Genomic DNA, 13,362 nt, shown 5'->3' on the forward strand with positions numbered 1-13,362 from the left:
CGTCATGCTGACATTCATCCTGCGACGCCTGCTCAGTGCCATTCCGACGCTGATCCTGGTTTCGCTGTTTGTCTTCACCCTGCAAAAGCTGCTGCCCGGTGATCCGGTGCAGGCCATGGCGGGTGAAGAGCGCGACCCCGCGGTGATGGAATACCTGCGCGAGAAATACCGGCTCAACGACCCGCTGCCGCTGCAATACGTGCACTGGGTCGGCAACGTCCTGCAGGGCGACTTCGGCACCTCGCTGCGCACCGAGCAACCGGTGACCGTGCTGCTGGCCTCAAAGCTGCCGGTGACCATCGAGCTGGCGGTGCTGGCGCTGATCATCGCGCTGGTGATCGGCATTCCGACGGGGGTGATCTCGGCGGTGCGCAAGGGCACGTCGGTGGACTACGCGGCCAACGTGTTTGCCCTGTCGGGGATCTCGATTCCGCACTTCTGGCTGGGAATTCTGTTGATCATGATCTTCGCCGTGAAGCTGCAGTGGCTGCCGGCCTCGGGCTTTGTGCCGCTGGGTGAAGACGTCGGGCAGAACCTGAAAACCCTGATCCTGCCGGCCTTCGTGCTGGGCGCCGGGCTGTCGGGCGTGCTGATGCGCCACACCCGCAGCGCGATGCTCGAAGTGCTGCGCGCCGACTACGTGCGCACGGCACGGGCCAAAGGTCTGTTCCCGCGCACGGTGATCTTGAAGCACGCCCTGCGCAACGCGCTGATGCCCATCGTCACGCTCACCACGCTGCTGTTCGGCGAATTGCTTGGCGGCGCGGTGCTGACCGAGCAGGTCTTCAGCATTCCCGGCTTCGGCAAAATGATTGTCGATGCCGTGTTCAACCGTGATTACGCCGTGGTGCAGGGCGTGGTGCTGTGCGTCGCGATCGGCTTTCTGCTGCTGAACCTGCTGGCGGACGTGCTCTATCGCCTGATCAATCCGCGTCTGAGGACTGCCTGATGACTTCGATTGCGACCCATCCTTCGGCGCCGCTGAACGCGCCCTCCCAGGCGCCGTTGAGAGAACCATTGCGACCGCGCACCCGCTCGCCGTTCGTGAAGAAATTCCTCGCCAACAAGGGCGCGGTGGTTGGCGCGGTGGTGCTGGTCATCTTCATTCTCGCCGCGCTGCTGGCGCCGTGGATTGCGCCCCATGATCCGCTTAAAGCCAACTTCCTCGCCGTGCGCAAGGCACCGTCGCTGATCTACTGGCTGGGCACCGACGAGCTCGGCCGCGACCTGTTCTCCCGCCTGCTCTGGGGTGCGCGCAGTTCGTTACTGGCCGGCGGGGTTTCGGTGGCGATTGCCATGGTCATCGGCGTGCCATTGGGCCTGTTGGCCGGTTACTTCGGCGGCAAGCTCGACGCGGTGATTTCACGCATCATGGAAGCGCTGCTGTCGTGCCCGTTTCTGGTCCTGGCCATTGCCCTGGGCGCGTTTCTCGGCCCGAGCCTGAGTAACGCGATGATTGCCATCGGGCTGTCGGCGATGCCGATTTTCTCGCGCCTGACCCGCGGTCAGGTGCTGGCGATCCGTCACGAAGATTACCTGGAAGGCGCCCGTGCCATCGGCCTGCCGGACCGCTGGATCATCCTGCGCTACGTGCTGCCGAACGTGCTCTCGCCGCTGGTGGTGCAAGCGACGCTGACCATCGCTTCGGCGATTCTGGCGGAAGCGAGCCTGTCGTTCCTTGGCCTGGGCCAGCAACCGCCCTCGCCGTCCTGGGGCTCGATGCTCAACACCGCGAAAAACTTCATGGAACAGGCACCGTGGATGTCCATCGCCCCCGGCGTGGCGATCTACATCACGGTGCTGTGTTTCAACCTGCTGGGTGACGGGCTGCGTGATGCCCTCGATCCGAAAAGCTGACGGCGCTCGCGCTTATACGCCGAAGCTGCGCCTCTATAACCGATCAACTGCCAAGAAGAGAACGACTGCATGTTCGATGATCTGGATTACAGCCAACCCTACGCGTCCGCCCGCTCGCCGGTGATGGGCAACAACATGGTCGCCTGCTCGCAACCGCTGGCCGCCCAAGCCGGGCTGGACATGCTGCGTCAGGGCGGCAACGCCGTTGATGCCGCGATCGCCGCCGCCATGGTGCTGACCGTGGTCGAACCCACCGGTTGCGGCATCGGCAGCGACGCGTTCGCCATCGTCTGGGACGGCAAGACGTTGCAGGGCCTCAACGCCTCGGGCCGCTCGCCGAACGCCTGGACGCCGGAGCATTTTGCCGGTCAGCCGGAAATGCCCCAGCGCGGCTGGGCCTCGGTGACGGTGCCGGGCGCGGTATCGGCCTGGGTCGCGTTGTCCGAGCGCTACGGCAAGCTGCCCTTCGCCACCCTCGCCGCACCCGCCATCGGCTATGCGCGGGACGGCTATCAGGTGACGCCGATCATTGCCGAACTGTGGCGTCGCGGCGCCGCGTTGTTGAAGGATCAACCCGGCTTTGCCGAGTGCTTCCTGCAAGGCGGCAAAGCGCCGAGGGCCGGGGAGAAAGTCACGCTGAAAGATCACGCGAACACCCTGGAGCTGATTGCTGACACCAAGGGCGAGGCGTTCTATCGCGGCGCGCTGGCCGAAGCGATGATCACTCACGCCAACGCCAATGGCAGCGTCATGAGCCTTGAGGATCTGGCGAACCATCGGGTGGACTGGATCGATACTTTGTCGGTGCCGTACGCCGGCGCCGTGGTCCACGAGCTGCCGCCGAATGGTCAGGGCATCGCCACGCTGGCGGGTCTGGGCATCCTTGAAGCGCTGGGGGTGGGCGAGCAGCCGGTGGACAGCGTCGAGACCGTGCACCCGGTGCTGGAAGCGATGAAGCTGGCGCTGGCCGATCTCAACCAGCACGTCGCCGACAACGACCACATGCGCGTCGCCGCTGAACACATGCTGGACCCGGCCTACCTGCGCGACCGCGCGGCGTTGGTCGGCGAACAGGCAGAAGACCCGCTGCACGGCGCACCCAAGGCTGGCGGCACGGTGTACCTGTCGGCGGCGGACGAGAGCGGCATGATGGTCTCGTTCATCCAGTCGAACTACATGGGTTTTGGTTCCGGTGTGGTGGTGCCGGGCACGGGCATCAGCCTGCAGAATCGCGGCGCGGGTTTTACCCTGGACCCTGATCACGTCAACACCGTGGCACCGGGCAAGCGACCGTTTCACACCATCATTCCGGGCTTTGTGATGAACGCCGACGGCACGCCACTGATGTCGTTCGGCTTGATGGGCGGGCCGATGCAGGCGCAGGGGCATTTGCAGATGATGCTGCGCATCCTGCGCTACAAGCAGAACCCCCAGGCCGCCGCCGACGCGCCGCGCTGGCGTATTGAGTCCGGGCTGAAGGTCGCAGTGGAGCGCTCGTTTGATCCGCAGGTGATCGAAGCGCTGCGCGCCAAGGGCCACGACGTGGAAGTGGAAGACCCCAGCGGCGTGTTTGCCTTCGGCGGCGCGCAGATCATCCAGCGCACGGCCCATGGGTATGTGGGCGGGACCGATCCGAGGAAGGATGGGTTAGTGGCGGCGTATTGAGTCACCCGGCATTGTAGGACCGGCTTCAGCCGGGAAGAGACAGGTCCTGCTGAGCCACAATGTCTTGATCCACCGGGGACAGATTAATTTACGGTGAAGCGCTGTAAATAAATCAGTCCCCTCTACCGGCGGGTCCCACTAAAACGCGCGGCGTGCCATCTAAACCGCCTTCCCGGCTGAAGCCGGTCCTACGAGATACGCGGTGTTCGTAGGACCGGCTTTAGCCGGGAAGAGGCCGGTCCTGCTGAAGGGAGTGTTGAGCCCGATCCCCTGATTCAGCCAGACACCACCGCAACAATCCCCACCAGACTCAACACCATCACTGTGCAACCCAGCACCGCCACTTCACGTAATGGCGGCGGGATGCGCTCGTGGGTGATGCCCCGGGCGCTTTTGCGGTAGCGCGCGTTGAGGCCGATCTGGATCAGGAGGCCCGCCATCAACGAAAAAATGACCGGCAGCAGCGCCACCCACCCAAACGGCGGAATCCAGCGCAAAAACAGAATGTACACCCCGATCAACGTCAGCAGCGTCCGGCGCCAGGCCAGCAGTGTGCGTTCGGGCTGCAGACCGGGATCGTCGTGGCGCAATGGCGTCGACGGCACGGCATGACCGCGCCGGTTCAAGACGCGCCGTAAATCAGAAAGACGATCAGCCCCGCCGCCACCAACGCGCCGCCCAACGACAGAATCGGCACCAGCACCGGTAACGGCAGCGGCTTGCGTTGACGCATCGCCCGTTCGACTTTCAGCCAGCGCACACAGGCACTGGCGCTCACCAACAAGGCCAGCACCAGCAACGACAGCGCCACAGCCCGACGCAGGCCGGGGCTGAACACGTCGCTGGTGAAGGCTTCGACCGCGATGCCGCCCGCCAGGAACGCCAATGCCGTGCGGATCCAGGCGAGAAAGGTGCGTTCGTTGGCCAGGGTGAAGCGCGGGTCAGGCTCGCAGCCGCCGCCGAGCAGCGAAGCCGACAGCCGATCACGCTCGGGCGGCGTGACGGGGGCGCTTGCTGGAGGAGTGGCGGGAGGAATGACGTTGCCGGGCTCGGGGGAATTCATGTCGCACCGTGGTCGGGTAGATGCGACGGATCATACCGGTCATGCCCGGGAAAGGCCCGTGTCCACAGCGACATGCCGTTGTCTGTTGCCGCACCGTGCATAACCTGTAGGAGCGTGGCTTGCCCCGCGATCGGGGACGCAGTCCCCGTAAATCCTGGCAACGCGCTGTGTCTGGAAAAACGCGTTGGGCGGGTCACGACGGGTTCCCCGCCGATCGCGGGACAAGCCACGCTCCTACAGTCGGATTATCGGTTCGCCAGGTCCACCCACACTGCGCCATCGGGATACTGATAGCGCTCCAGCGTCTCGGCGTGCATTTCGATGCTGTACCCCGGCCGTTGCGGGGGCATGTAGCGGCCGCGGCGGATGACCACCGGATCGAGGAAATGCTCGTGCAGGTGATCGACGTATTCCAGCACGCGTTTGTCCAGGGAGCCGGACACGGCGATGTAATCGAACAGCGAAATGTTCTGCACGTATTCGCACAACCCGACCCCGCCCCCGTGGGGGCACACCGGGATGTCGAACTTCGCCGCCATCAGCAACACGATCAGCACCTCATTCAGCCCACCCAGCCGTGCCGCGTCGAGCTGGCAGAAATCCAGCGCGCCGGCCTGGAACATCTGTTTAAACATCACCCGGTTGTGGCAATGCTCACCGGTGGCCACGCCAATCGGCGCGATGCGCTGGCGGATCGTCGCGTGACCGAGGATGTCGTCGGGGTGGGTCGGTTCTTCGATCCACCAGGGCTCGAACGCCGCCAGACGGCGCATGTTGCTGATCGACTGCTCGACGCTCCAGACCTGATTGGCGTCCATCATCAGGGTGCGTTCCCAGCCCAGTTCGTCCCGCAGGATCGCGGCGCGGCGCAGGTCTTCTTCGATGTCCGCACCGATCTTCTGCTTGATGTGGGTCCAGCCTTCGGCCACGGCTTCGCGGGCCAGCCGGCGCATCTTCTCTTCCGAATAACCCAGCCAGCCCGGCGCGGTGGTGTAGCCCGGATAGCCCTCCTCCCGCATCTGCGCCTCGCGCTTCGCTTTGCCCGGCACTTGGCGACGGAGCAACGCGATGGCTTCTTCGGGAGTGATGGCGTCGGTGACATAGCTGAAGTCCAGGCATTTCACCAACTGCTCGGGGGTCATGTCGGCCAGCAACTTCCAGACCGGCTTGCCCTCGACCTTGGCCCACAGGTCCCACACCGCATTGACCAGCGCGGCGGTGGCCAGATGGATCACGCCTTTTTCCGGCCCCAACCAGCGCAATTGGCTGTCGCCGGCTGTGATGGTGTGCCAGAACGCGCCCATGTCCGCAGTGATCGATTCCAGGCTCAGCCCCACCACGCAGGGCGCCAGGGAGTGAATCGCGGCGGCGCAGATCTCATTGCCCCGCCCGATGGTGAACGTCAGGCCGTGGCCTTCCAGCCCGTCCGGTGAATCGGTGTGCAGCACGACATAGGCAGCGGAATAGTCCGGCGCGCTGTTCATTGCGTCGGAGCCGTCGAGGGACAGGGAGGTGGGAAAGCGGATGTCGCGGACGGAAATGGACGTGATCTGCATGGTGGACTCTTGTTATGGGTAGCAAGATGGACGGGGGTGGGAGCGAGCTTGCTCGCGAAAGCGGCGTAACAGGCAAATTCGTAGCAGGTAAAACGCCTTCACGAGCAAGGTGGAACGCCACCCCGGTCACTCCCACAGGGACATGCGACTGTAGGACGGTTTGCGATACAGGCATAATCGCCAAATCCTAATCATCGATATCAAATCCGATATGTCAGATTCACCACCCTCCCCCGATCTGCCTGGCCCTTTCCCGATGCTGAAAATCTCCAGCCGGCAGATCGCGTTGCTCTACGCGTTGGGCGAACTGGGCAATCTGCGCAAAGCTGCCGCCGCCATTCACACCACCCAGCCCGCCGCCAGCCTCTTGTTGCAACAGCTGGAAGAGCGCCTTGGCGTGCAACTGTTCGAGCGCTTGCCGCGCGGCATGCAGCCGACGCTGTCCGGCGAGGTGATGATTCGCTACGCCCAGGGCGCGCTGCATGAGTTCGAATACGCCGAAGCGCAGCTGGCCGAGCTGGCACGCGGGTCCACGGGGATGGTGCGCATCGGCACGGTGATGGGCCCGGTGCCGACGCTGCTGACCCGCGGCGTGCTGGCGTTCAAGGCCGCGCACCCGAAAGTGCGCATCGCCCTGGAAGTCGGCACCAGCGATGAATTGATACCGGCACTGATTCGCGGCGATTTCGATGTGGTGCTGGGCCGGCTGCCCGATCAGCTCGACGGCCAGAGCCTCGATATTCAGCTGTTCGAACAAGGCGAATGCATGCGCATCATCGCCCGGCCGCAGCACCCTCTGGTGAACCACAGCAACCTGACCCTGGCGGAGCTGGCGCCGCTGACCTGGATCCTTCACCCCATCGGCAGCCCCATGCGGCGCCAGGTTGAGAACGCATTGCAGGCAGCGCAATTGATTGAGCCCCTGGACATCATCGAAACCCGTTCGATTCTGGCGACCACCTCGATGCTGGAATCCTCGGACATGATCGCCGTGGTACCCAATGACGTCGCCCGGCACTACGCCCGCTACGGCATGGTCGCCATTCTGCCGGTGGAGTTGCCGTTGAGCATGGCCAATCTTGGCCTGATGACGTCGAAGGCCAGGCCGATGTCGGCAGCGGTGAAGGCACTGCTCGCTTTCCTGAGCTCACGTTTCTAAAGTCGAAGAGGGTCGGACGAATCGATAACCCCGCGTTATCGCTCAATCGAAACCTTTCATTGGGAAATTACCCACCGGCTTCATAGAGTGGCTGAAAATCGGCCAGCAACGTCCGCACTTACGGGGCGGCTGCTAGAGAGGTCGTGAATAACAATAACCGGCCAGCCACGGGGCCGACCCCGACGCAAGCCGTCGTCTCGCCCCGCTGATGCAGGCCGCCACCGTCATGAGAGGCCGCATGGAACTCATCGCCAAAACGCCTGCATTCGACAGCAGCGCGCTGTTCATCCGCCTGAATCCCCTCGATAACGTGCTGATCGCTCGCCAGGCGCTCAACGAAGGCACGCACCTGGACGAAGAAAACGTCACCGTCTCGCAGCCGATTCCTTCCGGGCACAAGGTCGCGGCGGTTCGGGTCGAGCAGGGTCAGCCGCTGCGGCGTTACGGCCAGATCATCGGCTTCGCTTCACAGCCCATCGAAGCCGGGCAGCATGTGCATGTGCACAACGTCGAGATGGGCGACTTCTCCCGTGACTACGCCTTTGGCGTCGATGCCCACGAAACGCCGAAAACCGAAGCGTTCTTTCAGGGCATCGTGCGCGCCGACGGCCGTGTCGCGACGCGCAATTACATTGGCATTCTCACCTCGGTGAACTGCTCGGCCACCGTGGCACGGGCCATCGCCGACCGCTTTCGTCGCGATATTTTCCCGGAAGCCCTCGCGGACTACCCAAACATCGACGGCGTGGTCGCGCTGACCCACGGTTCGGGCTGCGCCATCGATTCCAAGGGCGAGGCCATCGACCTGCTGCGCCGGACCCTCGCGGGCTACGCCGTGCACCCGAACTTTGCGGCGGTGCTGGTGGTGGGCCTGGGCTGCGAGACCAACCAGATTCAGGACATGCTCGACAGCCAGGGCCTGAAAGCCAGTGACCAACTGCGCGCCTTCACCATTCAGGGCACCGGCGGCACGTCGAAGACCATCGCCAGCGGCATCGTCCAGGTGCAATCGCTGCTGCCCCAGGCTAACCGGGTCACCCGCGAGACCGTCAGTGCCCGGCACCTGATCGTCGGCCTGCAATGCGGCGGCTCCGACGGCTATTCCGGCATCACCGCCAACCCGGCGCTTGGCAATGCGGTGGATCGGCTGGTGGCGGCGGGCGGCACGGCGATTCTGTCGGAGACCCCGGAGATTTACGGCGCCGAGCATTTGCTGACGCGGCGGGCGGCGACTCAGGCGATCGGCGAAAAGCTCGTTCAGCGCATTCACTGGTGGGAAGACTACTGCCAGCGCATGAACGCCGAGCTGAACAACAACCCGTCCGCCGGGAACAAGGCCGGCGGGCTGACGACCATTCTGGAGAAGTCCCTGGGCGCGGTGGCCAAGGCCGGCTCCACCAACCTGATGGGCGTGTATGAATACGCTGAAGCCGTTCGCGCCCAAGGCCTGGTGTTCATGGACACACCGGGCTACGACCCGGTCTCTGCCACGGGGCAAGTGGCCGGCGGCGCCAACCTGATTGCATTCACTACCGGTCGCGGTTCCGCCTACGGTTGCGCGCCGACGCCGTCGATCAAGCTGGCGACGAATAACCGCGTGTTCGAATTTCAGCAGGAAGACATGGACGTGAATTGTGGGGGCATCGCCGACGGCACGACGACAATCGAAGAACGCGGCGCGTACGTGTTCCAGATGATGCTGGACATTGCCTCCGGCGCCCGCAGCAAAAGCGAACAACACGGTTATGGGCAAAACGAATTTGTGCCGTGGCACATCGGTGCGGTGACCTGACAGGACAGGCTGCCTTGGTAGGACCGGCTTCAGCCGGGAAGCTGTCTGGGTTTCAGTGGGACCGGCTTTAGCCGGGAAGCTTTTCCAGCGTCACACCGCAACATGGATGGTGCCCAAACCGGACCCTTCCCGGCTGAAGCCGGTCCCACAGGGGAAATGCGTCGCCTGCTGCACCGCGTTTTCCTGGTAGGACCGGCTTTAGCCGGGAAGCTTTTCAAGCCCTTACAACAATAAAAAAGGTGCGCAATGAAATCCCTAAAGACCTACCAGACGATCACCATCGTCTTCCTGATGCTGTTCGGGATCGTCAATTATCTGGACCGCAGCGCGCTGTCCATCGCCAACACGACGATTCAGAAAGACATGCTCATCAGCCCCTCCGAAATGGGCATTCTGTTGTCGGCGTTCTCGCTGGCTTATGCCTTTGCGCAGTTGCCGATGGGCATGCTCATCGACAAGCTCGGCAGCAAGATCGCCTTGGGCGGCGCGCTGATGGTGTGGTCCCTCGCGCAGACGGCGTCGGGCTTCGTCAACAGCTTCAGCGGCTTCTTCGCCCTGCGCGTACTGCTGGGGATCGGCGAAGCACCGATGTTTCCGTCAGCCGCCAAAACCCTCAACGAGTGGTTCGAGGAGCACGAGCGCGGCACCCCGACAGGCATCGTCTGGTCGGCGACCTGCATCGGGCCGTGCCTGGCGCCGCCGCTGCTGACGCTGTTCATGGTCAACTTCAGCTGGCGCGGGATGTTCATCATCACCGGTGTGCTCGGCATCGTCCTGTCGCTGTGCTGGCTGGTGTTCTACAAAAGCCGCGCACAGTACCTGAAGGCGCTGGCGGTTGAGGGCCGTGAACCCGCCGTTCAGGTGGTTCAGGCCGATGCTGCGCCAAAGGCTTCGTTCTTCGCCGGCTGGCTGGACCTGTTCAAGCACCGCAGCACCTGGGGCACGTTCCTCGGTTTCATGGGCGTCATCTACATGCTCTGGTTGCACCTGACCTGGCTGCCCGGCTACTTCCAGAGAGAACACGGCCTCGACCCCTATCAAACCGCCTGGGTCGTGTCGTTCGCCTATGTATTCGGCGCGATTGGCACCATCGCCGCCGGACGCATCTGCGATCGGCTGGTCAAGCGCGGCGTCGGTGTGCTCAACAGCCGCAAATACACAGTGATCGGCGGGCTGGTGTTCGCTGCGGTCTTCACCCTGCCATTGACCTTCGTTACCGGCCTGAGCGGTTGCGTCGCCCTGCTCTGCCTGGCGCTGTTCGGCATCAACCTGTCCAGCGCCACGGCGTGGATGGTGGTCAATACCGTGGTCGACACCAAACGCGTGGCGTCTCTGGGGTCGATCCAGAATTTCGGCGGCTACATCGCAGGCTCCATCGCGCCGATCGTCACCGGGTTCAGCGTGCAATATTCCGGCACCTTCGCCACGGCCTTTGCGGTCAGCGCCATCGTGGCGTTGCTCTCGGCGGTCGCCTACTTTGTGCTGCTCAAGGCGCCGATACCCGAACACACCAACACGGCGCAGAAGGACTGGCAGGCGAATCTGGATGAGGTGCAAGGGCGTCGGGTTTGATCGGTGCTCCTCCAGCGGATTCCCGGGACCTCGCACTCGGTCCTAGGAATGCTGCAGTAGCCCGCCGAACGCAACGCCGGTGTCAACATCAGCCAAACTCGCACACCGCTCTATAACCACGTCACGCCCACACCGCAGCGCATCTCCCGCAGATGATTTATACGCCATAAATTTCCCTTCAAAATCCCGCACTTGTCCTACGCTGTGATTCAGACGGGTCGCTGTTGCGATGCTGCGTGTCCGAACGAGTGGATTGTTCGTCACAGTGGCGGGTCTGAAATCGTGACAGTCAGCGAGGGTGGGGTTTGAGACAGGTAGAAGGATCGGAGTTCGGCGTCAGAAACCGACGACTCAAACGCATGCCCGTATTGTGGCTGGCGGGGCTGTTTACCTTGTTGGTGTGCATCTCCATCACGAGCATCACCGTCTGGCAATTGCGCCAGACGCGCATTCACGAGCTGGAAATCGCCAACACCAACGTCGCCAACCTTTCGCGCTCGATGGCGCAGCACGCCGATGACGCCTTCGATCAAGCGCACATCGCCGTGTCCGCGGTGGTCGAGCGGCTTTCATTCGACGGTTTCGGCGCCGCCAGCGGTTCGCGGATGCACGATTATCTGCGCGCCACTGCCGCCAGCGTCGAACAGCTCCAGGGCCTGTTCATCTACGACAAGGACGGCAACTGGGCGGCCACCTCCCTCAACCACATGCCGGCCAGCGCAAACAATGCGGACCGTGAGTATTTTCGGTTCCATCAATCCATCGCCAGCAACCTGCCCCACGTCGGTCCCGCCATCCAGAGCCGCACCACGGGTGACTGGATCATCCCGGTGTCGCGACGGGTGGACGATGAGATGGGCAACTTCGCCGGTGTGGTGCTGGCCACCGTCGAACTGAATTACTTCGAACGGTTCTTCGAGCGCTTCGACATCGGCAAGCATGGCGTCATCACACTGACCATGGCCGACGGGACCGTGTTGGCACGACGTCCGCTCATTCAAAACGTGCGCGGTACCTCCATTGGCGACGGCGAATTGTTCCGCCTTTACGTCCGCGAACACTACGAAGGCACGGCGAACGTCGTCTCGATGCTCGACCACGAACAGCGCCTGTACGGCTACAAGAAACTGGACCGCTACCCGATGGTGGTGCTCGCCGGTCTGTCCCAGCGCGAGGTGCTCGACGAGTGGCGGCAATACGCCTGGCGCTCGCTGGCGATCATCATCTGCGTGGTGGTCGCCAACCTGCTGTTTGGCGTGTTGCTGTTCCAGCAGATCCGTTTCGGCCTCAACGCCGAATCACAGCTGCGCATTGCCAGCCACTCGCTGGAAAAGCTCGCGCTGCAGGACAGCCTGACCGGCCTGGCCAATCGTCGGCATTTTCAGGAGATTCTCGGTCTGGAGTTTCTCAACGGGCAGCCGAACTTGCATCCGCTGAGCCTGATCATGATCGACATCGATTTTTTCAAGAGCTACAACGACAACTACGGGCACGTCGCGGGCGACAAATGCATCGTTGCCGTGGCCGAGTGCATTCGCAGCAACATCAATCGCACCGGCGACCTGGCGGTGCGTTACGGCGGGGAAGAAATGGCCGTTTTCCTGCCCTACAGCGATATGCAGGGCGCGGTGAGCCTGGCGGAGAAAATCCGGCTGGCCGTACTCACTCGAGCCCTTGAACACCACGGCAACCCGATCGGCATCGTTAGCATCAGTCTGGGGGTGTATGGCTGTAAAGCGCAGGAATGCGAGACCCTGGAAGACTTCGTCAAACGGGCGGATGCGGCGCTGTACGCCGCCAAACACCAAGGTCGCAATCGCACTGTGGCCTGGCAGGAGACGAAGCTGCTCAGTGCGCTGCCCGCGCCGTAACCATCTGCGCGACCTTGCCGCGAAACAGCTCCAGACGGTCGGCCGGCGCGTCGTATTCAACCACCAGCGCGCCCACCTCCTCACACTGCGCGACCTGGTAATGCGCAATGCTGGAGAGCTTCTCGTTAATGACCGCCACCGCCACCTGACCGCTGCGCGCCACCACGGCGCGCTTGAACTCGGCGACGTCCATGTCGAACGCGGTCACGCCTTTCAGCGCATCCAGCGCACAGGCGCCGAGAAAGCACAGATCGAAATTGAAGTGGGCCAGTTGCTGAATGGTGGTGAAGCCGTAGGTGCTACCGGCGACGGGACTCAAGCGCCCGCCCAGCAGAATCACCTCCACCGACGGCAGCTTCATCAGCTCGACGGCGATCAGCGGCGCGTTCGTGGTGACGGTCAACGGCATGTGAGGATCAAGGGCTTTGGCGATGGCCAGATTGGTCGAGCCGCCGTCGATAAACACGTGCTGCCCGGCGCTGATCAATCCCGCCGCCGCGATACCCAACTGACGCTTGCGCCCGGGCTCATGCTCGACACGCATGGCCAGCGGCCCGTCCGACGCCAACGAAATCGCCCCGCCGTACACGCGTTTGCACAATCCGGCAGCCGCCAGCGCGCCCAGATCACGACGAATGGAATGCTCGGACACATTGAATTCGGCCGCCAGGTCCGCGGCGATCACCCGACCGTGCACGGCCAGACGCTCGGAGATCAAACGCTGACGCTCGCCGGGAAATGCTTCAGGATTGGCAGACATGAGGCCTCGGTAAAGGGCTGAATCGATCAGAAACGAGCAGGATCATGCGGCGACGCCATTGGCAAAG

Annotated in this window: 11 protein-coding genes; 7 read left to right on the forward strand and 4 right to left on the reverse strand. The window is 63.2% G+C overall.

Annotation, left to right across the window (positions count from 1 at the left end; translation table 11 throughout):
- Positions 1-4 precede the first annotated feature (4 nt).
- From IFT99_RS17035 to IFT99_RS17045, 3 genes are all read left to right on the forward strand, one after another.
- Entirely contained in the window at positions 5-949 is a 945-nt protein-coding gene (locus tag IFT99_RS17035; protein ID WP_037011865.1) for an ABC transporter permease, read from the forward strand.
- The gene (locus tag IFT99_RS17040) at positions 949-1,857 is read left to right on the forward strand and encodes an ABC transporter permease (RefSeq protein ID WP_244657007.1); all 909 of its coding nucleotides are present in this window, start codon (positions 949-951) and stop codon (positions 1,855-1,857) included. The genes IFT99_RS17035 and IFT99_RS17040 overlap by 1 nt, the downstream gene beginning before the upstream one ends.
- A gap of 69 nt (positions 1,858-1,926) precedes the next feature.
- Positions 1,927-3,522: a gamma-glutamyltransferase family protein gene (locus IFT99_RS17045; RefSeq protein ID WP_192133752.1), complete on the forward strand. Its 1,596-nt coding sequence runs from the start codon at positions 1,927-1,929 to the stop codon at positions 3,520-3,522.
- 275 nt (positions 3,523-3,797) lie between these two features.
- Here the strand turns inward: IFT99_RS17045 and IFT99_RS17050 are convergent, their stop codons facing one another.
- The 3 genes from IFT99_RS17050 to IFT99_RS17060 all read right to left on the reverse strand — a co-directional run bounded on the left by IFT99_RS17050 (position 3,798) and on the right by IFT99_RS17060 (position 6,141).
- Positions 3,798-4,148 (reverse strand): DUF202 domain-containing protein, encoded by a 351-nt coding sequence (locus IFT99_RS17050; protein ID WP_197986014.1) that lies wholly within the window; start codon positions 4,146-4,148, stop codon positions 3,798-3,800.
- On the reverse strand, positions 4,145-4,585 hold the full coding sequence (locus tag IFT99_RS17055) for a DUF202 domain-containing protein (protein WP_192133754.1): 441 nt from the start codon (positions 4,583-4,585) through the stop codon (positions 4,145-4,147). The genes IFT99_RS17050 and IFT99_RS17055 overlap by 4 nt, the downstream gene beginning before the upstream one ends.
- A 245-nt stretch (positions 4,586-4,830) precedes the next feature.
- Positions 4,831-6,141, reverse strand: a complete 1,311-nt coding sequence (locus IFT99_RS17060; protein WP_065993022.1) for an L-fuconate dehydratase — start codon at positions 6,139-6,141, stop codon at positions 4,831-4,833.
- 256 nt (positions 6,142-6,397) lie between these two features.
- Between IFT99_RS17060 and IFT99_RS17065 the strand changes: the two genes are divergently transcribed.
- The 4 genes from IFT99_RS17065 (at position 6,398) to IFT99_RS17080 (ending at position 12,535) form a co-directional block, all read left to right on the forward strand.
- Positions 6,398-7,300 (forward strand): LysR family transcriptional regulator, encoded by a 903-nt coding sequence (locus IFT99_RS17065; protein ID WP_192133756.1) that lies wholly within the window; start codon positions 6,398-6,400, stop codon positions 7,298-7,300.
- Positions 7,301-7,538: 238 nt separating this feature from the next.
- Positions 7,539-9,092: a UxaA family hydrolase gene (locus IFT99_RS17070; protein WP_192133758.1), complete on the forward strand. Its 1,554-nt coding sequence runs from the start codon at positions 7,539-7,541 to the stop codon at positions 9,090-9,092.
- A 246-nt stretch (positions 9,093-9,338) separates the two neighbouring features.
- A complete protein-coding gene (locus IFT99_RS17075; protein WP_192133760.1) occupies positions 9,339-10,664 on the forward strand; it encodes an MFS transporter in 1,326 nt (441 codons plus the stop codon).
- Positions 10,665-11,023: 359 nt separating this feature from the next.
- Entirely contained in the window at positions 11,024-12,535 is a 1,512-nt protein-coding gene (locus IFT99_RS17080; protein WP_192133762.1) for a sensor domain-containing diguanylate cyclase, read from the forward strand.
- On the opposite strand, the gene IFT99_RS17085 is transcribed toward IFT99_RS17080, so the two are convergent.
- Positions 12,513-13,295, reverse strand: a complete 783-nt coding sequence (locus IFT99_RS17085) for a DeoR/GlpR family DNA-binding transcription regulator (RefSeq protein ID WP_192133764.1) — start codon at positions 13,293-13,295, stop codon at positions 12,513-12,515. The two genes, IFT99_RS17080 and IFT99_RS17085, sit on opposite strands and share 23 nt — an antisense overlap.
- Between the last annotated feature and the right edge of the window lie 67 nt (positions 13,296-13,362).

Source organism: Pseudomonas sp. CFBP 8772 (assembly GCF_014841665.1).
Classification (GTDB): Bacteria; Pseudomonadota; Gammaproteobacteria; order Pseudomonadales; family Pseudomonadaceae; genus Aquipseudomonas; species Aquipseudomonas graminis_B.